The organism is Mycolicibacterium houstonense (genome assembly GCF_900078665.2).
GTDB classification, from domain to species: Bacteria; Actinomycetota; Actinomycetes; order Mycobacteriales; family Mycobacteriaceae; genus Mycobacterium; species Mycobacterium houstonense.
On record NZ_LT546207.1, the window covers coordinates 3,984,393 to 4,004,598 of the forward strand.

Here is a 20,206-nt window from a genome sequence, read left to right on the forward strand (position 1 = left end):
GCATTGGTGCAATTCGACAAGAGTGCGAGCTGACATGACGGAGACGCAGATCGACGAGGCCCTCGAGCAGCTCGTCGAGGGCGAGAAGACTTGGTCTTCACTGACATTGGCGGCCCGACGCGGTCTGCTCGACGAAGTGCGGACGCTCACGGTCCGCCACGCCGGAGAGTGGGTGGATGCCGCCGTCGGCATCAAGCAGCTCGATCCGTCGTCGCCGCTGGTCGGCGAGGAGTGGATGTCCGGCCCGTACTCGCTGGCCGCGGGCCTGGGCGCCCTGTCCGAGAGCCTGGCCAAGCTCGAAGCGGGCCGCAGCCCACTGGACGGCGCCGAGTTCGGCTATGCGCCCGGCGGCCGCACCACCGTAAAGGCCTTGCCGCTCAACACGTTCGATCAGCTGCTGCTCTCCGGGTTCAGCGCCGAGGTGTGGCTGCAACCCGGCATCGAGAAGGCCGAGGCGATCCGCTCGGCCGGCCTGGCCCAACGCGATCCGTCCCGCACCAACGGTGTCGGCGCGGTGCTGGGTGCGGGCAACATCTTCTCGATCGCGCCGCTGGACACCATCTATGAGCTGTATGCCAACAACCGGGTGGTGGCGCTCAAGCTCAACCCGATCACCGATCCGCTGCTGCCGGTGCTCACCAAGGTGCTGGCTCCGTTCATCGCGATCGGGGCGGTGCGGATCCTGACCGGTGGCGCCGAGGCAGGCACGTATCTGGTGCGGCACAAGCTCGTCGACCACGTGCACATGACCGGCAGCGCACTCACCTATGACGCCATCGTGTTCGGCACCGGCGAGGACGGTGCCCGGCGCAAGGCCGCCGACGAACCGGTGCTGGACAAGGAGATGACCGCCGAGCTCGGCGGGGTGTCACCGACGATCGTGCTGCCCGGCTCGTGGAGCCGGGCCGACATCGAGTTCCAGGCCAATCACGTTGCCACGCAACGGTTGCACAACAACGGCTACAACTGCGTGGCCGCACAGGTGGTGGTGCTGCCCAAACGCTGGGCACAGCGCGAGGAGTTCATCGCCGCGCTCGGCAAGGCGGTCAACGACGCACCGGCGCGGGCCGCCTACTACCCCGGCTCGGACGCCAGGGTCGCCGGCGCCGACGCGTCGTACCCGGACGCACGACACCTGGGTGATCGGGGTGCGCGGGTGCTGGTGGTCGATCCGGCCAACCGCGAAGCGCTGTTGCGCACCGAATACTTCGGTCCGGTGCTCGGGGTGATCGAGCTCGACGTCCCTGACGAGAACTTCGCCGAGGAGGCCGTGCGCGTCGCCAACGACGAGTTCGTCGGCACCCTGGGGGTGAACATCATCGGCCATCCTGATTCCATCGCGAGCCTCGGCGACAAGTTCGACCGCCTGATCGAGCAGCTGCGGTACGGCACCATCGCGATCAACGCGTGGACGGGGGTCGGCTACCTGACCCCGACCGCCACCTGGGGCGCGTTCCCCGGGCACAAGCGCAACGACATCCAGAGCGGAACGGGCGTGGTGCACAACGCTTTCCTGCTCGACCGCCCGGAGCGCACGGTGGTGCGGGGCCCGTTCCGGCCCGCGCCACGCTCGGTGTTCCGGGGCGAGTGGTCGTTGTCGCCGAAGCCGCCGTGGTTCGTCAACAACCGCACCGCGGCGACGACGGGCCGGCTGCTGGTGGATTTCGCCGGTGCCCCGGGCTGGGGCAAGCTGCCCGCGATCTTCGCCTCTGCGCTGCGCGGCTAGTTCGACACGGCCGGGGTGACCGGCGCCCGCAGCAGCCGCTGCGTGCAGTCGAGCAACACGCGGTGCAGGTCCTCGTCGCTGACGTCGTTGAGTTGGGGGTCCGTGGCACTGCCGTACACGCCGGAGGCCAGCATCGAGATGATGATCCGGTCGGCAACGGCGGGATCGGGGCCGAGCAGGATCGCGGTGAGTCGTTCGATCGTGTCCTGGAGTTCGGCACGGCTCTGCACCAGGCCGTCGATCACCGGGTCGCCGTGAAATACCGCCGTGACCCGGCGGTGCCGCACGGCCATCTCCACCATGCCGCTGATCGCGGCCTCGCGCTGCGCCTCCGGCGTCGACATCGCTTCGGCGATCCGGAGCAGCCGCATCATGTCGTCGAAGACCGGCTGGATGACCGCGAGCACGATCTCGTCCTTTGAATGGAACTGGTAGTAGACGGCGGCCTTGCTGACCCCCAGGCGGTCGGCGATCATCTGCAGCGACGTGCCGTTGACGCCGTGCTCCGCGAACAGGCTCAACGCCGCCTCCAGCACCCGCTCGCGCGCAAAGCCGCGCGGCGCAACCGCCTTCGCCAACACCAGTCCCTTCGTCGCGCTGAGCGTACCCAAGGGTGCTAGATCACACCGTAAATTAAATTAACTAACTTGATTGCAGTTAGCCGACTGTATAAGTTTCACTTTACATCCGGCAAGGACGTCTGCGGGGAGGAGTGCCGATGCCGAGCTCATGCGTGGCGAACCCGGCACAGCTCCTCGACACGTACCTCCTGTCGGCCGTCCAATCGGGCGTCGACCAGGTGGTATTCCTCGCCTCCGACCTGGACCCGCGCCCGTACCGGCTGCCCTGGCCCGCCGGTACCACCGTCTATGTCGTCGACAATCCCGCGATTCTCGAGGTCAAGACCGACGCGCTGACCGGCACCATCCCTACGACCACCGTCCGCGGGGTGCCTGCCGACATCGCCGACGACTGGCCCGGAGCGCTGATCCGGGCGGGTTTCGACGCCGACCGGGCCACCCTGTGGAGCGTCGAAGGCGTACTACCCTTCATCCCATTGGACGAACAGCGTCGACTCGTCGCCGATATCACCGCGCTCAGTGCGCCGGGCAGCAGGCTGATCTCGGAGATTTCCGTCAGTCCCTTCCGGGACGACTCCGACGGAGATCCGGACGCAGATAACTGTTGGCGGCAATCCGCCGACGCCGACATGATCACGAAGTGGCAGTGGAGCTTCACCGCCAGCCGGTACGTCACCGCGTACCTGACCTGCGAAAGGCCGACCCGCGAACATGAAGCTGTTGAGACGGTTCTGGATTCCGTTGATCATCGCCGCGGTGGTGTTGGTCGGCGCGTTCACGGTGATGCGGGTGCGCACCTTCTTCGGCGCCGGCGACGGTTCGGGGATCTCCAGCGCCAAGGTCGACGACACCAAGCCGTTCGACCCCAAGGTCGTGGTCTATGAGATCTACGGCGAGCCCGGGGCCTATGCCGACGTGAACTACCTCGATCTCGACGCCCAGCCCCAGCGCATCGACGGGGTGCCGCTGCCCTGGACGCTGCGACTGGAGTCCACCGCCCCGTCGGTGTTCCCCAACATCGTGGCCCAGGGCAACGGCAGCACGATCAGCTGCCGGATCACCGTCGATGACGAACTCAAGGACGAGCGAACCTCCAACGGCGTCAACGCCCAGACCTTCTGCCTGGTGAAATCTGCATGAGCAATTACGACACCCCGACCGATGCGTTCCCGGTCGCCTCCGCGCCCAAGCACACCAACCACGGTGGCATCGCCAAGTGGATCCGTCGCCTGGCCATCCCGATCATCATCGGCTGGGTCGCGATCATCGGCGTCTTCAACACCATCGTTCCCCAGCTCGAAGAGGTCGGGAAGATGCGCTCGGTGTCGATGACACCGGACGAGGCGCCGTCGATGATCGCCATGAAGCGCGTCGGCGAGGTGTTCCAGGAGTTCAAGTCCAACAGCTCGGTGATGGTCGTGCTCGAGGGCGACCAGCCGCTCGGCGAGGACGCACACAAGTACTACGACGAGATCGTCGCCAAGCTCGAGGCCGACAAGGCCCACGTCGAGCACGTCCAGGATTTCTGGGGCGACCCGCTGACCGCCTCCGGCGCCCAGAGCTCCGACGGCAAGTCCTCCTATGTGCAGGTCTACACCGCCGGTAACCAGGGTGAGGCCCTGGCCAACGAATCGGTGGAAGCCGTCGGCAACATCGTCAAGTCCGTGAGCGCCCCCGACGGGGTCAAGGCCTATGTGACCGGCCCGGCCGCACTGTCGGCCGATCAGGAGATCGCCGGTAACCGCAGCATGCGGATGATCGAGGCGCTGACCTTCACGGTCATCATCATCATGCTGCTGATGGTCTACCGCTCCATCATCACCGTGATCCTCACCCTGGTCATGGTGGTGCTGTCGCTCACGGCGGCCCGCGGCGTGATCGCATTCCTGGGCTACTACAACATCATCGGGCTGTCGACGTTCGCGACGAACCTGTTGGTGACATTGGCCATCGCGGCGGCCACCGACTACGCCATCTTCCTGATCGGCCGATATCAAGAGGCCCGAAGTGTCGGTGAAGACCGGGAACAGGCCTACTACACGATGTTCCACGGCACCGCGCACGTGGTGCTGGGCTCCGGCCTGACCATCGCCGGCGCCACCCTGTGCCTGCACTTCACCCGCCTGCCGTACTTCCAGTCACTGGGCATCCCACTGGCCATCGGCATGGTGACCGTGGTGGGTGCGGCGCTGACCATCGGTCCGGCGATCATCACGGTGGCCAGCCGGTTCGGCAAGGTCCTGGAGCCCAAGCGAGCGTCGCGGACCCGCGGCTGGCGCAAGATCGGTGCGGCCGTGGTGCGTTGGCCCGGACCGATCCTGATCGCCACCATCGCGATCTCTCTGGTCGGTCTGCTGACCCTGCCGGGCTACCGGACCAACTACAACGACCGGGACTACATGCCGGCCGACCTGCCCGCCAACAGCGGCTACGCCGCGGCCGACCGGCACTTCTCCCCGGCCCGGATGAACCCCGAGCTGCTGCTGGTGGAAAGCGACCACGACCTGCGCAACTCGGCGGACTTCCTGGTCATCGAGCGGATCGCCAAGCGAATCTTCCAGGTGCCCGGCATTTCTCGGGTCCAGGCCATCACGCGGCCGCAGGGAACGCCGATCGAGCACACCTCGATCCCGTTCAACATCAGCATGCAGGGCACGACGCAGACGATGAACCAGAAGTACATGCAGGACCGGATGGCCGACATGCTCAAGCAGGCCGACGAAATGCAGATCACCATCGACACGATGGACAAGATGATCGCGCTGATGGAACAAATGCGCGACGTCATGAATAGCATGGTCGGCAAGATGCACGGGATGCTCGACGACATCAAGGAATTGCGGGACAACATCTCGGATTTCGACGATTTCTTCCGGCCGATCCGTAACTACCTGTACTGGGAACCGCACTGCTACAACATCCCGATGTGCTGGTCGATCCGGTCGGTGTTCGACACGCTTGACGGAATCGACACCATGACAGCCGATTTCGAGCAGATCGTGCCCGACATGGACAAGATGAACGCGCTGATCCCGGTGATGATCGCCAACATGCAGCCGATGATCGCGACCATGAAGACGATGAAGACCATGATGCTGACCATGCAGGCCACCCAGGGCGGTCTGCAGGATCAGATGGCGGCCATGCAGGACAACTCCACCGCCATGGGTCAGGCCTTCGACGCCGCCAAGAACGACGACTCGTTCTATCTGCCACCGGAGACCTTCGAGAACGAAGACTTCAAGCGGGGCATGAAGATGTTCCTGTCCCCCGACGGGCACGCGGTGCGCTTCATCATCAGCCACGAGGGCGACCCGATGAGCCCCGAGGGCATCAAGCACATCGATGCCATCAAGCTGGCGGCCAAGGAAGCGATCAAGGGCACCCCGCTGGAGGGCTCCAAGATCTACCTCGGCGGCACCGCGGCCACCTTCAAGGACATGCAGGAAGGCGCCAACTACGACCTGCTGATCGCCGGAATCGCCTCGCTCTGCCTGATTTTCATCATCATGCTGCTCATCACGCGCAGCGTGGTGGCCGCCGCGGTCATCGTCGGCACCGTGGTCATCTCGTTGGGCAGCGCGTTCGGTCTGTCGGTGTTGATCTGGCAGCACCTGATCGGGCTGGAGCTGCACTGGATGGTGCTGGCCATGTCGGTGATCATCCTGTTGGCCGTGGGTGCGGACTACAACCTGCTCCTGGTCTCCCGACTCAGGGAGGAGATCCACGCCGGCCTGAATACGGGCATCATCCGCGCCATGGGCGGCAGTGGGTCGGTGGTGACGGCCGCCGGTCTGGTGTTCGCGTTCACCATGATGTCGATGGCGGTCAGCGAGCTGGCGGTGATCGGCCAGGTGGGCACCACGATCGGCCTGGGTCTGCTGTTCGACACCCTGGTGATCCGCGCGTTCATGACGCCGTCCATCGCGGCGCTGCTCGGCAAGTGGTTCTGGTGGCCGCAGATGGTCCGCCAGCGCCCCAAGCCCGAGCCCTGGCCCCAGCCGATCCAGCGCGAGCCGCAGGACACCCTGGCTTAACCGCCGCACCGCGAGCGTGCGTGTCTGCTGGTCGACACCCCGTCAACCACCGGCAGATTGCGCACGCTCGTGGCGTTCGAGGGGGGCAGTTGGAGCGGGCTACCTGACGAGCGCGACCGCGAAGCCGTCCCAGCCCTTGGTGCCCACCGTCTGAATCGCCGCAGTGTCCAGCCGCGGGTGGCGGCCCATCATCTCCAGCATGTCGCGTACCGCCTGCGCCTGGTGATCGTCGGCCGCGGGCGCCAGCACCCGGCCGAAGCGGGTGACGTTGTCCACCACGATGATCGACCCCGGCCGGCCCAGTTTGACCGCCCACTCGACATAGCCGATGTTGTTCTCCTTGTCGGCGTCGATGAAGGCGAGATCGAACGTGTCGCCCCGCTCGGCCAGCCGCGGCAGCGTGTCCAGCGCGGCACCGACGATCACCTCGACACGGTCGGCGACCCCGGCCCGCTGCAGATTGGCCCGCGCCACCTCGGCATGACGCGGCTCGTATTCCAGCGTGACGACGCGGCCGTCCGGGCCGGCCCCGCGGGCCAGATTGATGGTGCTGTAGCCGGCGAGCGTGCCGATCTCCAGCACCCGGCGCGCTCCCGAGATCGTGGTCAGCAGCGACAGCAGCTTCCCGTGCTGCGCCGACACCTCGATGGCCGGCATGCATTCGGCCTGCGCGGATTCCCGGGCCGCGATCAACGCCTCGTCCTCGGTGTGCAGCACCTCGTTGAACATCGCGTCGACGTCGCGGGGTTCGGTCATGTGCGCCAGGCTAAACGACGCCTTCCTTGGCGTACACCATCCGCAGCACCAGCCCGACCTCCGGCCCCATCACCGTCGCGCACAGCTCGCAGAAGGTGGCGACGAAGTCCGGCCCGTGGGGTGGATCGGCGCCACTCACGTGGTGGGCGAGTTCATGCAGCACCACCAACTCTCGCAGAGCCCAGCTGTGGCGCTCGGGCACGGCGATCACGGCCCTGCCGTCGACCAGCTCGTAGTGCGCCGCGGTGACACCCCGGCGCGGCCGGACGGCCACCGGGCCGGCACCGACCCGGGCGACCACGTCGTCGACATAGCGCTGCACGGATTCGACGGATCCGAATTTCGCCTCGGGCGGCAGGGTGAGTGAGGTACCGAAGAAGTCGATGGCGCGCGAACTGTGTTGGGCGGCACGGTCGAACATGGTCCGCACGAACTGCTCGGCGGCATAGACCCGGGCCCGTTGGCTGTCGCGCGCGTTCACTTCTCGAGGGCGCCGCGCGCCCCGGAGATCTCCGGGTTCGCCCCGAGCCGGGCGTGTCTACCGGCCCGGTCCCCGGCCCGCCGGGCGGCCGACGAGTAGCCGGCCGACGCGCTCGTCGCCCGCCACGTCCCGCGGGCCTGCGAGGCTTCCCGATAGAAACTACGCAGCTCGATGTCCTTGTCCCGCAAGGCGATAGCGGTGCCCGGCCGGGATACCTCGTCGGCCTCACGTTGCGCTTCCTCACGGGCCTGGGTCAGCCGCTGGCCGATGCGGGCGCCGAAGGCCAACTGGAAGTTGAGCCGGGCGGTGATGGTCGGGGTTGGCCGGTGGGCACCCGAGGCGATATAGCTCTCCGAGGCCTTGACCATCTGCAGCAGCAGGCTGGTGTACAGCGCGTGGGTGGCGTCGATGTCCTCGGCGAACCCGTAGGCGTAGACGAAGGTCGAGTTGGACGCCACATCGCACTTCACGTCGTTGGCCTGGCCGATGACCACGAACAGTTGCACGTAGGTGCGCAGGCCGCGAGTCCCGGCCTGGCCGATGGTGATGGTGCGCTGCACCGGCATCTGCGCCTTGGTGCGCTCTGCCGAGTGCGCGCGGGCCAGGGCCAGGTCGATCGAGGTGGCGGTGGCCAGCCGCTGGGCGGCCGCCATGAATGCCTCGGCCTCGTGCAGGTTGTCCGTGCCCTCGGCCTGACGCAACAACGCGGCGATGCGCGCCAACATCTTGTCGTCGCTCATGGCGCGATCCTAGAAACCGGCTCCGACATCACTTCCCGACGAAACCCCCCACGGCGTCCACCACCTGAGGTGACAACGATCCCGGCTTGCCGTAGTTGGCGATGCTGTCGGTGGGATCGTCGCGCAGGACGTGGTTGACGCCGTTGAGCCGGACCACCGTCAGGGCGGTGTGCCCGAGCGCGTCGATCAGCGGACGTTCGGTCTCGCAGTTGGCCTGGGCGTCGGAGTCCGAACAGGTGAGCAGCACCGGCATGCCGGCGGGCAGCGCGGCGGCCAGCTGCAGCGGATCGATCCTGTCGGCCTCGATGATCGCCTTGAGGTTGCCCGGGTTGACGATCGCGCCCAGCCCCTCGGGGAGTTTGGCGGGCACGGTGCCCTTGGTGCGGATCTCGTCGACGGCGGCCAGCCAGGCGGCGAGCACGTCAGGGGTGCCTCCGGCGCGCACCCGGTTGGTGATGATGTCCAGATAGCGGCCGGACAACGGCTGAAACAGCGCCACCGAGTGCACTTTCGGGTCACCGGCACCGGCCAGCGTCATGGCGTGGATCGCGCCCTCGCCGACCGCATAGATTGACAGCTTGGCATCGTCGGTGTCCGGCTGCCCGGCCAGGAACCGCAACGCGGCGGCCGCGCCGCTGGTGTAGACGCCGCTGACCACCTCGGTGGGTTTCTTCTCGTAGGGCCCTAGCTTGGTGGCGCCGGTGCCGATCTTGTCGTAGCGCAGGCTGGCCACGCCCTTGTCCGACAGGGTTTCGGCGAGCTGGCGCATGTTGCCGACCGGGCCGACGACCTTGTTGTCGCCGTTGCGGTCGGTCGGCCCGCTCTCGGAGATCAGCAGCGCGGCCGGACCCGAGGTGCCCTGGTGGCGGTAGGTCCCGTGAATGGTCAGGCCGTCGGCGTCGAAGGTGACATCGTCATCGGTCCACGTGGGTTGCGGCGTCTCACCCGATCCGCAGCCGGCCACCAGCAACACCGAAAGCAGTGCCGCCACAACCCATCTCACAGGTGCGTCTCGATCCATGACGTGACGTCGTCGAGCACGAGCTCCTTCTCCGGCTCGTTGAACACCTCGTGGTACAGACCCGGGTAGACCTTGAGGTGGACGTCCTCAGAGGCCACGCACTCGACGAGGTGGCGGCTGCCGTCGGCGGCCACCAGACGGTCCTTCTCGCCGTGCACCACCAACAACGGCGCGGTGAGTGCCGAGGCACGCTGGGGCATGGTCTGCCCCACGATGATCAGCGCCCTGGCGATACCCGCGGGGACCTTGCCGTGCCACACCAGCGGATCGGCCTTGTAGGCCGCCACCACCTCCGGGTCACGGGACACCGCGTCGGCGTCGAGATTCTCCACCGGCAGCCCGGGTGCGATCTTGCCCAGCGCCTTGGCCACGGCCGCGAGCACCGGGGACACCGCGGCCTGTGCGGCCACGGCAGGTCCGGACAGCACCATCGCGGTGTATTCGTCGGGGTACTCGACGCCGTAGCTGAACACGATGCCGCCGCCCATGCTGTGACCCAGCACGAGCAGGGGCAGCTGTGGGTGCGCGGCGGCGGCGATGCCGACCAGGGTGTGGAAGTCGCCGACGTACTCGGACATGTCACGCAGATACACCCGCTTGCCGCCGGAGCGGCCGTGCCCGCGGTGGTCCAGGGCATAGACCATGAGGCCGGCGGCACCGAACCGCTGGGCGACATGGTGGTAGCGCCCGGCGTGCTCACCCAGGCCGTGGGAGAGGACGACGACGCCGCGCGGTGTGACGTCGGGAGTCCATACGTCGTAGACGATGCGGACCCCGCCGACGCCGTCGAAGGTCTGTTCACTGCGCGTGGTGGTCACCTTGGCGAGCGTAGCCGCACCGGTCGGACATTTTTCGGTCGTAGTTGTCGGAGGTGCTGCGTAAGCTCGCGAATGTGACGGTCCTCGCCCACCGCCTCGATGACGACAGCCCGGCCGATGCCTTCCTGGCCGATGCCCAGCGCTACCGCCGTGAGCTGCTGGCGCACTGCTACCGGATGACCGGCTCACTGCACGATGCCGAAGACCTGGTGCAGGAAACCTATCTGCGGGCCTGGAAGGCCTACGGAAACTTCGAGGGCAAATCCTCGGTGCGTACCTGGCTGTATCGCATCGCCACCAACACCTGCCTCACGGCGCTGGAGGGGCGGCAACGCCGTCCGTTGCCGTCCGGCCTGGGCAACCCGAGTTCATCGGCCACCGATGAGATCTCCGAACACCATGAGATTCCCTGGTTGCAGCCGTTGCCGGATTCCGGCGACGACCCGGAGGATCCGAGCACCATCGTGGGAACGCGGGATTCGGTGCGGTTGGCGTTCGTCGCCGCGTTGCAGCATCTGTCGGCCCGCCAGCGCGCGGTCCTGGTGATGCGCGAGGTGCTGCAGTGGAAGGCCGCCGAGGTGGGTGAGGCGATCGGCGCATCCACGGCGGCCGTCAACAGCCTGCTGCAGCGGGCCCGGGCTCAGCTCGACGCGGTGGGCCCCAGCCAGGACGACGAGATCTCCCCGCCGGATTCCGAGCACGCCCAGAATCTGCTGCGCAACTACATGGCCGCGTTCGAGGCCTACGACATCGACAAGCTGGTCGAGCTGTTCACCGCCGAGGCGATCTGGGAGATGCCGCCGTTCGACAGCTGGTACCAGGGGCCGCAGGCCATCGGCGATCTGTCCCGGTACAAGTGCCCGGCCGAGCAGGCCGGCGACATGCGGCTCATCCCGACCACGGCCAACGGCCAGCCTGCCGCGGCGATGTACTTCCTGAATCGCGAGACAGGCCGGCACGAGCCGTTTCAGCTGCATGTCCTCGACATCGGCAAGGACGGCATCTCCCATGTGGTGGCCTTCATGGAGCCGTCGCTGTTCGAGAAGTTCGGACTGCCCGCCGTTCTCGACGCGCGATAGCCGAGTGGCCAGTTATGCCACGCGATCAAGGCAGTGGCGTGCGATAACTGGCCACTGAGCACCACGGTCCTGCAACGCCGCGCACACTCGAGCCACGATCACCTGGGGTCGGCGATTGAGCAGATCAGCGCCGACTCTGACAATGAGCCAGCCCTGCGCAGCGAGCTCGGCATAGCGATCGATGTCGTTGGCCCGAACGCGAGGATCCGTCCAATGCTGCACGCCCTCGTACTCGACACCTACTTTGAACTCCTCGTATCCCATGTCGATGCGCGCCGACTTCCTGCCGGCGAAGCTGCCGCGCACGACGATCTGCGTCTGCGGCTTCGGCAGTCCCGCGTCGATGAGTAGTAGGCGGGTGCGGGTTTCCTGCGGGGATTCGGCACCGCCGTCCATCAAGTTGAGCACCGCGCGGAGTTGGACCAGCCCCCGAACTCCCGGATGACATTCGAGAAGAGGAACAATCTCGGTCGCGGACAGGTGGGTGGCCTGAGAGAGGGCGTCCAACTGCATGACTGCCTCATCCCGGCCCAGGCGTCGGCCCAAGTCGAACGCCGTACGCGCGGGGGTCGTCACGAGAATGCCACCACGGGTGCGTACCTCGTCTTCCAGCAATCGGTCTCGGTGGATGAGGACACGATCGACTGGCTTCCCGTTACGGCGATACAGTTCGGCCGGCTCAGCCGCATCGATCCATTTGGTGCCGTACAGCGCGGCTGCCGAGAGGCCCGCCATCGTCGCTTTTCGCCCGGACCACAACCACGCCGCCACCGCGCGCGTCGCGGCCGTCATCTCAACACCTTTCGCCAGGTAGACGTTGCGGTACACCGCGTCATACCGGCTCGCCAAAGTACGTCGACTCACCGAACCCGAGTTCAGGGCCTCGGTTCCGAGAAATGGTCTGGCCATGGGCACACGGTCTCGGCCTCCTATGACGCAAACCCTGCCCGCGTGCCCTGTCTGATCCGTCGCTTGTGGATGGATCCCGAGCTGTGGATGCAGCCGAGTGGCCAGTTATGCCACGCGATCGCAAAGGAACCGTGCAGAAACTGGCCACCCGGCCTCGCTCAGGCGCCCTTGTAGGCGGCCTGCAGGGCGGCGATGTCGAACTTGCCGTGGGTGCTCAGCACCGCGGACATCAGCCGGGCGTCGGCCTCGGGATCTCCCTTGCCCAGCAGGTCGTAGTACTCGGTCGGGGTGAGCTGCCAGGCCAGCCCGTACTTGTCCTTGAGCCAGCCGCACGGCAGTTCCTCACCACCCTCGACCAGCGCGGCCCAGAGCCGATCCAGCTCGTCCTGGCCGGTGACGCGGACCTCCAGCGATACGGCTTCGTTGAAGGTGAACTGCGGGCCGCCGTTGATGCCGACGAAGCGCTGTCCGGAGAGCTCGAACTCGACCACCACGGGCACGTCCTGCGGGGAAGGCGAGTCGGGGTGCGAGTCGATGGTGTTGACGATGCGGCCGTTGCCGCCGAATGCCGCGATGTAGTGCTGCGCGGCTTGCTCGGCCTCGCGGTCGAACCACAGGTTGGGGACGATGGCTGCGTTGATGTTGGTCATGGTGGATAGACCCGCGTGGGGGGTGGAGTTCATCGCCCAGTGGCCAGTTATGTCACGCGATCGCCACGAATCCGTGCGACAACTGGCCACTCGGCGCCCGCGGACCAACCCCGAGACGCTCGCACGCCCAGTGGCCAGATGATGCCGCACAACCAGCTGACACGTGTCACAACCGACCACTCGACGACGAAATGAAGCTCAGATAGGCCCAGGTAGATGGGCAGTTACCCGGTAGTACTGCAACCTGTTCTATTATCGCAACCCATGAAGACCAAAGGCGCCCTGCTGTGGGAACTCAACTCGCCATTCAAGGTCGATGAGATCGACCTCGGCGACCCTGTCGCCGACGAAGTGCAGATCCGGATGCATGCCGCGGGCATGTGCCACTCCGACTACCACCTGACCACCGGGGCCACCCCGATGGCGCTGCCCGCGCTCGGCGGCCACGAAGGCGCCGGTGTGGTCACCAAGGTCGGCAAGAACGTCACCGGCATCGAGGAGGGCGACCACGTCATCCTCGCCTTCATCCCGGCGTGTGGGGAGTGTCCGCCGTGTCTGAAGGGCTTCCGCTCGCTGTGTGACCGCGGCGCGGTCCTGCTCGGCGGCAAGGCCATCGCCGACGGCAGAAGCTGGATCCACGCCGGCGGCCGTGAGGTGTCGCCGATGAACCTGCTCGGCACCTTCGCGCCGTACATGACCGTGCACAAGGATTCGGTCGTCAAGATCGACAAGGACATCCCGTTCGAGACCGCGGCCATCATGGGCTGCGCGGTACCGACCGGCTTCGGCTCGGCCACCAACGTCGCCGACGTCAAGCCCGGCGAGACCGTCATCATCGTCGGTGTCGGCGGTATCGGCATGAGCGCGCTGCAGGGCGCGGTGATCTCCGGCGCCAAGCACGTCATCGCGATCGACCCGAACGAGTGGAAGCGTGAGCAGGCCATCAAGTTCGGCGCCACGCACGTCTACCCGTCGATGGCCGAGGCCATCGCGCCCATCATCGACGTCACCCACGGCCTGATGGGCGACAAGGTCATCATCGCCGTCGGCGAGATGAAGGGCGAGTACATCGAAGAGGCCATGATCCTGACCGCCAAGACCGGCACCTGCGTGGTGACGGGCATGGGCTCGATGATGGACGCCGACGTCAAGCTCAACCTGTTCCTGTTCACCATGTTGCAGAAGACCTTGAAGGGCAACATCTTCGGTGGCGGGAACTCGCACGTCGAGACGCCGCGGCTGACCGCGCTGTACAAGTCGGGTCTGCTCAACATCGATGACATGATCACCCGGACCTACAAGCTCGAGGACATCAACCAGGGCTACCAGGACATGTTGGACGGCAACAACATTCGCGGCGTCATCACGTTCGACGAGTCGGACTGGTAACACTTTCCGCCCACCAGCCTCAAGATCCCCCTTTTCAGCGTCGAAAAGGGGGATCTTGTTTTTCCAGAGCGGGCTACTTCAGGCCCGTCAACCGCACCAGGGCATCGAACCCGTCGTCGGTGCCCGGCCAGTGCGCCCGAACGGCAGCCAGCCCGGCGTGGCGCACCACGCTGCGCAGCACCACGGTGACGACGATGGCGTCGTCGGCGTAGCCCAGCACCGGGATGAAGTCGGGAATCAGGTCGATCGGCAGCGCCAGATAAGCGAGCAACAGCGCCAACCGGACCCGCACGCCGCGGGGCAGCGTCTTGTCGGAGGCCAGGCGCCGGATTAATCGGACCAGGTCGGGAAGCAGCCGCAACGCCTCGGTGAGCAGATTCCCGCGCGGGCGCATGACGAGCAGCGCGACCACCAGGATCAGCCAACTCACCAGCAGCGCAACGCCCAGGCCGATCAACGTGCTGCCCCACCAGGTATCGGCCACAGGATGATTCTGCCCACCAGACGCAAAATCGCACTCCTCCGCAGGGAAGAGTGCGATTCTGCGACTGTTCGCGAGAAGTTACTTGGGGGGCATCCGGATGCCGCCGTCGACGCGGACCACCTCGGCGTTCATGTACGAGTTGGTCAGCAGCTCGACGACCATGGAGGCCAGCTCGTCGGGCTTGCCCAGGCGGTGCGGGAACAGCACCGACTCGCCCAGCTTGGCCTTGAACGCCTCGGAGGCTTCGCCCTCGCCGTAGATCGGCGTGTCGATCAGGCCGGGGGCCACGGTGTTGACGCGGATGCCCACGGCGGACAGGTCGCGTGCGACCGGGAGGGTCAGGCCGACGACGCCGCCCTTGGACGACGAGTAGGCGGCCTGGCCGATCTGGCCGTCGAAGGCCGCGACGCTGGTCATGTTGACGATCGCGCCGCGCTCGCCGGTGTCGGTGAGCTCGTTGCGGCTCATCGCCGTGGCGGCCAGCCGGATGCAATCGAAGGTGCCGACCAGGTTGATGGCCAGGACCTTCTTGTAGGCGTCCAGGTTGTGCGCGGAGGCGAATTCGCCATCCTTGCCGATGGTGCGCTGGGCCCAGCCGATGCCGGCCGAGTTCACCAGGGCGCGCAGCGGGCCGAGTTCGGTCGCCTTGTTGACGGCGGCCTCGATCTGCTCGGTGTTGGTGACGTCGACGCTGACGAACGCGCCGCCGATCTCCTTGGCGAGGGCCTCACCCTTGTCTGCCTGGAGGTCGGCGACGACGACCTTGGCTCCCTTGGCGGCCAGCTGGCGGGCGGTTGCCGCGCCGATACCTGATGCGCCACCGGTGACGATTGCGCTAGCTCCGTTGATATCCACGTCGACAGACTAAGCGGTTCGATCACGCCCCGATCTACCGGTCGGTTGGTCGCCGATCGCTAGGCTGGGGCACATGGCCACCGTCGACATCCGCCGCGCCGACGACCGTGGTCTGAGCACGACGGACTGGCTGCGGTCCCGGCACTCGTTCTCGTTCGCCGACTACTACGACCCGGCCAACACCCATCACGGGCTCCTGCTGGTGAACAACGACGACATCGTCGCCCCCGGGACCGGGTTTGACACCCACCCGCACCGGGATATGGAGATCGTCACCTGGGTGCTGTCCGGCCGGTTGGCGCACCGGGATTCGATGGGCAACTCGGGGGTGATCTACCCGGGCCTGGCGCAGCGGATGTCGGCGGGCACCGGCGTGCAGCATTCCGAGAAGAACGGATCCGACAGCGAGCCCGTGCATTTCGTGCAGATGTGGGTGCTGCCCGACGAAGCCGGTGTGACACCGAGTTATCAGCAGCAAGAGATCGAGCTGGCCGCGGCGCTGACGCCGATCGCCTCCGGTGCAGCCGACGCCGCCGTCACGCTGCACAACGCCAACGCCACGCTGCACGGCGCCCGGCTGCGCCCCGGGAACGCGATCGAGCTGCCCGAGGCGCGCTACGTCCACCTGTTCGTCGCGCGCGGCACCGTCACGCTGGAGGGGTCCGGGCCGCTCGCCGAGGGCGATGCCGCGCGGCTCACCGACTCGGGCGGACAACGCGTCGCCGCCGACACCGATGCCGAGATCCTGGTCTGGGAGATGAATGCGGGTTTGGGCGGCGCGTAGCGCGGGTGCACTGATGACCGCGGCCACACTGGCCGCGTGTGGGGCGCAGCCCGAAACCGGGCCTCCCCCGTCACCGTCGGCGTCGACCACCGAGCGACCACCCGCGGGCCTGGCATCGGTGCTCCTACAGGTGCCCGAGCAGTTCGCCCAATCCCCGCTCGACGAGCCCCGCCGCGCCCAGATCCCGGCCGGCTGGACCATCGAGGTGATCGCCCGGGTGCCCAAGGCCAGGATGGCCGCCTTCGCCCCGGACGGTGCGCTGCTGATCTCACAGCCCAGCACCGGGCAGGTGCTGATTGTGCGACCCGACCAGCGCACCCTGCTCAATGGCCTGGAACAGCCGCACGGCCTGTTCTTCGCCGGGTCGACGCTGTACGTGGCGGAGAGCAACCGCGTCGACGCCTATGACTACGTCGACGGCCGGGCGGTCAACCCCCGCACCATCGCCGGTGATCTGCCCGATGCCAAGAGTCCCGATCTGCACGGCGCCTACGCCCACGCACTCAAGAGCGTGGTCGTGGGATCCGATGGCGCGGTGTACTTTTCGATCGGCTCGACGGGCAACATCTCGGCCGAGGACCGAACGTCGACACCACCGCGGGCCACCATCATGCGCGTGCCGCCCGGCGGCGGGCCCGCCACGCCGTTTGCCACCGGGGTACGCAACGGCACCGGCCTGGCCTTCGCCCCGGACGGTTCACTGTGGACGGCGATCAACAACCGCGACAACGTGCCCGACCCGCAGGGCCGGGTGATACCGGACTATGTGGACGACCACCCGCCGGAATCGGTCGCCAAGCTGACACCCGGACGCGAATTGGGTTGGCCGTACTGCAATCCCGACGGACCGCCACCGGCCGGGTTCATCCGGGACATGGATACCAACGCCGACGGAGCCAAGATGGACTGCGCGGCCCTGCCCGCGGTCGAACAGACACTCGGCGCGCATTCGGCCCCGCTGGGCATGAGTTTCGCCGAGCTGCCCGAGCCCTACGGACCCGGGGCGCTCGTCGGGGTGCACGGTTCGTGGAACCGGCAGTCACCGCAAGCTCCCGAGGTGTCGTTCTTCGGTTGGAACGACGGCATATTGGGGCCGCAGGAGACGCTGGTCGGCGGTTTCCAGTCCGACGACGGCAGCCGGTGGGGACGCCCGGTGGCCGCGATCGCCGGTCCGGACGGCGCCGTGTACATCACCGACGACTACGCCGGTGCGGTGTATCGGCTGGCACCACCCACCTAGTCCTCTCCTTCGGCGTGTGGGCGATCCGTGATCCACCGGGCAGCCAGGATTCCCGATACCGCGGTCAGCAGTCCGGCCGCGACGACCGCGGACTCCAGCCCGAGCCAGTTTCCCATCGCGCCGGCAACCAGGGCGCCGACGGCGTAGCCGGCATCTCGCCAGAACCGATAGGTACCAAGGGCATTGGGCCGCCAGCTCGGGTGGGCATGATCGGAGATGACCGCGATCAACGCCGGGTAGACCATGGCCGTCCCGATCCCCAGGGCGATGGCCGAGGTGACACCGGCAAGCAACGGCCAATTCAACAGGGTCACGGCCAACCCGAATCCGCCCGCCTGGACCAGCGTTCCGGCCACGATCAGGGGCTTGCGGCCGATCCGGTCGGCGAGATGGCCGGTCGGGATCTGCCCCAGCCCCCATAACAGCGGATAGAGCCCTTTGATCAGACCAACAGCGGCCAGGCCCAGGCCATGATCGGTGAACAACAGCGGGAACACGCCCCAGGTGAGACCGTCGTTGAGATTGTTGATCAGACCCGCCTGGCTGGCGCCTCGCAGACTGCGGTCACCCCAGCTGGTGCGCCCGAAGATCGTTCGCAAACCACCGTCTCCGGCGGGAGCCGGGTGTGGGTGACGGTCGAGCTCGAGGGCCACGTGCGCGGCGGTGTCGCGAATGACCAGTGACAGCCCCAGACCGGCGACGACGAACACCACGCCGATCAGTTCGGGTGCCGGGCGCAGCCCGTACGCGGTCGCGAGGTAACCGGTGAGGAGGGCGGTGGCGCCGACAGCCACATAGCCGGCGGCCTCGTTCAGTCCGGTGGCCAGTCCACGACGTTCCGGGCCCACCAGGTCGATCTTCATGTTCACGGTCATCGACCAGGCCAGGCCCTGGTTGAGGCCCAACAGCACGTTCGCGGCCACGATCCAGCCCCACGACGGTCCCCAGGCCAGCATGAACGGGACCGGGACACCGACCGCCCAGCCGGCCAGGAGCAGGTGCTTGCGGCAAAATCGCGCGGTCAGAGGCCCAGCCGCGAGATTGGTCAGCGCCTTGGTCACCCCGAACGCGATGATGAACGAGAAGACCGCCAAATCGTTGGTCAGCCCGAAGGTTTCGGATCCGATCAGTGGAACCGTGGTGCGTTCCAGACCGACCAGGGCACCGACACAGATGTTGACGATCACCAAAAGGGTGAATTGCAGCCAGTTTTCCCGCAAGCCGAGTTCGACGCGGCGGACCGAGGGCACCGCAGACACGGAATCCATCACCAACCGGTTCGCATGTCTCGGCCGTGCGCGGCGGCATAGTCCTTGGGACCGCCATCGAGCACGGCGACATCGGTGATCCCGTGCCGCTGCAGCACACTGGCTGCCGTCATCGCCCGTTCGCCGTGCCCGCAGCCGATGACGGCGCCGTTGGGGACATCGGCGGCACGGGCGGGCAGCGCGCCGAGTTCGATGTGCAGCGCCCCGGAGATGTGACCACCGGCATACTCGCCGTCCTGGCGGACGTCGACATAGGGCCGATCCGGGAGCCGGCGCGCGGCGCCGAACTGTAGGTGCTGAACGGGCTCACCGGCGGTCCGCCATGCCTCGACCCCACCGCGGAGCCGCCCGGCCAGTCTCTCGTAGCCGATCTTGTAGGCCTGCCAACCGATTTCGGACAGATCCTGACCGTCTTCGGCGACGAAGACCAAGGGCACCGCATCGTCGAGCAGCCAGCCGAGCCAGGTCGCGAACTGGTCCCGCAAGGGGATGGATAGGGCACCGGCAGCATGGCAGTCGGCAAATGCCGCAGGCGATCGCACGTCGATCACGACAGCACCGTCATCCAGCAGTGCCTTGACCCGTTCGACGTCGAGATCATCGAGCACCGGCGCACCGGTCATGACGCCCGCCCCATGCCTGTTCCGTTCACCGAGCCGCGCGAAGTAGGCCGGGTAACTGCCGAGGCTCGACAACAGCAGCGAGACGAACGTGTCCTCGTCCGGCGCAGACAGCAGCGGGTTGTCGCGCCTCTGGGCACCGACGGTGGTGACGCGCTCGGCCCCCGGCGGGGCTGAGCAGAACGAGCCCGCACCGTGGGTGGGCCATACCGCGACCTCGTCGCCGAGGGTAGCCAGGCGCTGCAGCGAGTGATACTGCGCGCGGGCGAGTTCGATCGTGCGGCCGGAGCCGAGCAGGTCGGTGCGTGCCGCCGATCCGACGATCAGCGATCCGCCGGTGAACACCCCGAGCTCGCGGCCATCCTCGGCGAGCACGAAGGACAAATGCTCGTCGGTATGCCCCGGGGTCGCCATGGCGCGGAGCCGCAGTCCACCGAGATCGACCTCGTCGCCGTCGTGCAGACCGGTGTGGTCGAACCGGCGCCCGCCTGCCGCTGAGGCGAGGATCGTCGCGCCGACGTCGTGGTGCAACTGCACCGCCCCCGACAGGAAGTCGGCATGCAGGTGGGTATCAGCGGCATACGCCACGGTGAGACCGCGCGCACCGGCGGCGCGGCGCAGCGCACGCAAATCCCGGCTCGCGTCGACGGCCAGGGCTCGACCGTCACCGAGGTCGACCAGGTAGGAGCTGTTGCCCAATCCGTGGTCGACCAGCGGGATCAGGTCGGAATCGGCGAAGGACATGGATCGACTCTACGTTATTCCATG

19 protein-coding genes and 1 pseudogene are annotated in these 20,206 nt (G+C 67.0%); 8 read left to right on the plus strand and 12 right to left on the minus strand.

Annotated elements, in window-relative coordinates:
* Nucleotides 1-34 precede the first annotated feature (34 nt).
* Complete coding sequence (locus BN4332_RS19885) at nucleotides 35-1,726, plus strand: aldehyde dehydrogenase family protein (RefSeq protein WP_066900896.1); 1,692 nt, start codon at nucleotides 35-37, stop codon at nucleotides 1,724-1,726.
* Here BN4332_RS19885 and BN4332_RS19890 read toward each other — a convergent pair.
* Nucleotides 1,723-2,304 (minus strand): TetR/AcrR family transcriptional regulator, encoded by a 582-nt coding sequence (locus BN4332_RS19890; RefSeq protein WP_066900948.1) that lies wholly within the window; start codon nucleotides 2,302-2,304, stop codon nucleotides 1,723-1,725. The two genes, BN4332_RS19885 and BN4332_RS19890, sit on opposite strands and share 4 nt — an antisense overlap.
* A gap of 140 nt (nucleotides 2,305-2,444) precedes the next feature.
* Between BN4332_RS19890 and BN4332_RS35195 the strand changes: the two are divergent.
* The 3 genes and pseudogenes from BN4332_RS35195 to BN4332_RS19905 all read left to right on the plus strand — a co-directional run.
* Nucleotides 2,445-2,948: pseudogene (locus tag BN4332_RS35195) on the plus strand (class I SAM-dependent methyltransferase); the annotation flags it as partial.
* A gap of 70 nt (nucleotides 2,949-3,018) precedes the next feature.
* A complete protein-coding gene (locus BN4332_RS19900) occupies nucleotides 3,019-3,447 on the plus strand; it encodes an MmpS family transport accessory protein (RefSeq protein ID WP_066900899.1) in 429 nt (142 codons plus the stop codon).
* On the plus strand, nucleotides 3,444-6,344 hold the full coding sequence (locus tag BN4332_RS19905) for an MMPL/RND family transporter (protein WP_066900901.1): 2,901 nt from the start codon (nucleotides 3,444-3,446) through the stop codon (nucleotides 6,342-6,344). The genes BN4332_RS19900 and BN4332_RS19905 overlap by 4 nt, the downstream gene beginning before the upstream one ends.
* A gap of 99 nt (nucleotides 6,345-6,443) precedes the next feature.
* Here the strand turns inward: BN4332_RS19905 and BN4332_RS19910 are convergent, their stop codons facing one another.
* From BN4332_RS19910 to BN4332_RS19930, 5 genes are read right to left on the minus strand one after another with little or no spacing between them, the layout of a single operon-like run.
* Complete coding sequence (locus BN4332_RS19910; RefSeq protein ID WP_066900903.1) at nucleotides 6,444-7,100, minus strand: O-methyltransferase; 657 nt, start codon at nucleotides 7,098-7,100, stop codon at nucleotides 6,444-6,446.
* 10 nt (nucleotides 7,101-7,110) lie between these two features.
* Nucleotides 7,111-7,581, minus strand: a complete 471-nt coding sequence (locus BN4332_RS19915) for a TIGR04338 family metallohydrolase (RefSeq protein ID WP_066900905.1) — start codon at nucleotides 7,579-7,581, stop codon at nucleotides 7,111-7,113.
* Nucleotides 7,578-8,321 carry a DUF2786 domain-containing protein gene (locus BN4332_RS19920; protein ID WP_066900907.1) on the minus strand — a complete coding sequence of 248 codons (744 nt, stop codon included), beginning with the start codon at nucleotides 8,319-8,321 and terminating at the stop codon, nucleotides 7,578-7,580. Before BN4332_RS19920 ends, BN4332_RS19915 begins: the two co-directional genes overlap by 4 nt.
* Before the next feature lie 28 nt (nucleotides 8,322-8,349).
* Nucleotides 8,350-9,342 carry an alpha/beta fold hydrolase gene (locus BN4332_RS19925; RefSeq protein ID WP_096866951.1) on the minus strand — a complete coding sequence of 331 codons (993 nt, stop codon included), beginning with the start codon at nucleotides 9,340-9,342 and terminating at the stop codon, nucleotides 8,350-8,352.
* A complete protein-coding gene (locus tag BN4332_RS19930; protein WP_066900911.1) occupies nucleotides 9,321-10,160 on the minus strand; it encodes an alpha/beta hydrolase in 840 nt (279 codons plus the stop codon). The genes BN4332_RS19925 and BN4332_RS19930 overlap by 22 nt, the downstream gene beginning before the upstream one ends.
* Nucleotides 10,161-10,204: 44 nt before the next feature.
* On the opposite strand from BN4332_RS19930, the gene BN4332_RS19935 reads away from it, so the two are divergent.
* Nucleotides 10,205-11,239 carry a sigma-70 family RNA polymerase sigma factor gene (locus BN4332_RS19935; RefSeq protein ID WP_066900913.1) on the plus strand — a complete coding sequence of 345 codons (1,035 nt, stop codon included), beginning with the start codon at nucleotides 10,205-10,207 and terminating at the stop codon, nucleotides 11,237-11,239.
* Between the two features lie 12 nt (nucleotides 11,240-11,251).
* Here BN4332_RS19935 and BN4332_RS19940 read toward each other — a convergent pair whose 3' ends face one another.
* Nucleotides 11,252-12,148 (minus strand): hypothetical protein, encoded by an 897-nt coding sequence (locus tag BN4332_RS19940; protein ID WP_066900915.1) that lies wholly within the window; start codon nucleotides 12,146-12,148, stop codon nucleotides 11,252-11,254.
* 158 nt (nucleotides 12,149-12,306) lie between these two features.
* Complete coding sequence (locus tag BN4332_RS19945; RefSeq protein WP_066900918.1) at nucleotides 12,307-12,798, minus strand: VOC family protein; 492 nt, start codon at nucleotides 12,796-12,798, stop codon at nucleotides 12,307-12,309.
* A 264-nt stretch (nucleotides 12,799-13,062) separates the two neighbouring features.
* On the opposite strand from BN4332_RS19945, the gene BN4332_RS19950 reads away from it, so the two are divergent.
* Nucleotides 13,063-14,187 (plus strand): NDMA-dependent alcohol dehydrogenase, encoded by a 1,125-nt coding sequence (locus tag BN4332_RS19950; protein WP_066900920.1) that lies wholly within the window; start codon nucleotides 13,063-13,065, stop codon nucleotides 14,185-14,187.
* Nucleotides 14,188-14,260: 73 nt separating this feature from the next.
* Here BN4332_RS19950 and BN4332_RS19955 read toward each other — a convergent pair whose 3' ends face one another.
* Together BN4332_RS19955 and BN4332_RS19960 are read right to left on the minus strand one after the other, a co-directional pair.
* Complete coding sequence (locus tag BN4332_RS19955) at nucleotides 14,261-14,671, minus strand: YkvA family protein (RefSeq protein WP_066900922.1); 411 nt, start codon at nucleotides 14,669-14,671, stop codon at nucleotides 14,261-14,263.
* A gap of 78 nt (nucleotides 14,672-14,749) precedes the next feature.
* Complete coding sequence (locus BN4332_RS19960) at nucleotides 14,750-15,526, minus strand: SDR family NAD(P)-dependent oxidoreductase (protein WP_066900923.1); 777 nt, start codon at nucleotides 15,524-15,526, stop codon at nucleotides 14,750-14,752.
* A 73-nt stretch (nucleotides 15,527-15,599) separates the two neighbouring features.
* Here BN4332_RS19960 and BN4332_RS19965 point away from each other — a divergent pair, with 73 nt between their 5' ends.
* Complete coding sequence (locus BN4332_RS19965) at nucleotides 15,600-16,310, plus strand: pirin family protein (protein ID WP_066900924.1); 711 nt, start codon at nucleotides 15,600-15,602, stop codon at nucleotides 16,308-16,310.
* Nucleotides 16,288-17,550: a PQQ-dependent sugar dehydrogenase gene (locus BN4332_RS19970; RefSeq protein WP_084459340.1), complete on the plus strand. Its 1,263-nt coding sequence runs from the start codon at nucleotides 16,288-16,290 to the stop codon at nucleotides 17,548-17,550. Before BN4332_RS19965 ends, BN4332_RS19970 begins: the two co-directional genes overlap by 23 nt.
* On the opposite strand, the gene BN4332_RS19975 is transcribed toward BN4332_RS19970, so the two are convergent.
* Nucleotides 17,547-18,818 (minus strand): MFS transporter, encoded by a 1,272-nt coding sequence (locus BN4332_RS19975; protein WP_066900926.1) that lies wholly within the window; start codon nucleotides 18,816-18,818, stop codon nucleotides 17,547-17,549. The two genes, BN4332_RS19970 and BN4332_RS19975, sit on opposite strands and share 4 nt — an antisense overlap.
* On the minus strand, nucleotides 18,818-20,182 hold the full coding sequence (locus tag BN4332_RS19980; protein WP_066900928.1) for an MBL fold metallo-hydrolase: 1,365 nt from the start codon (nucleotides 20,180-20,182) through the stop codon (nucleotides 18,818-18,820). Before BN4332_RS19980 ends, BN4332_RS19975 begins: the two co-directional genes overlap by 1 nt.
* Nucleotides 20,183-20,206: the final 24 nt, after the last annotated feature.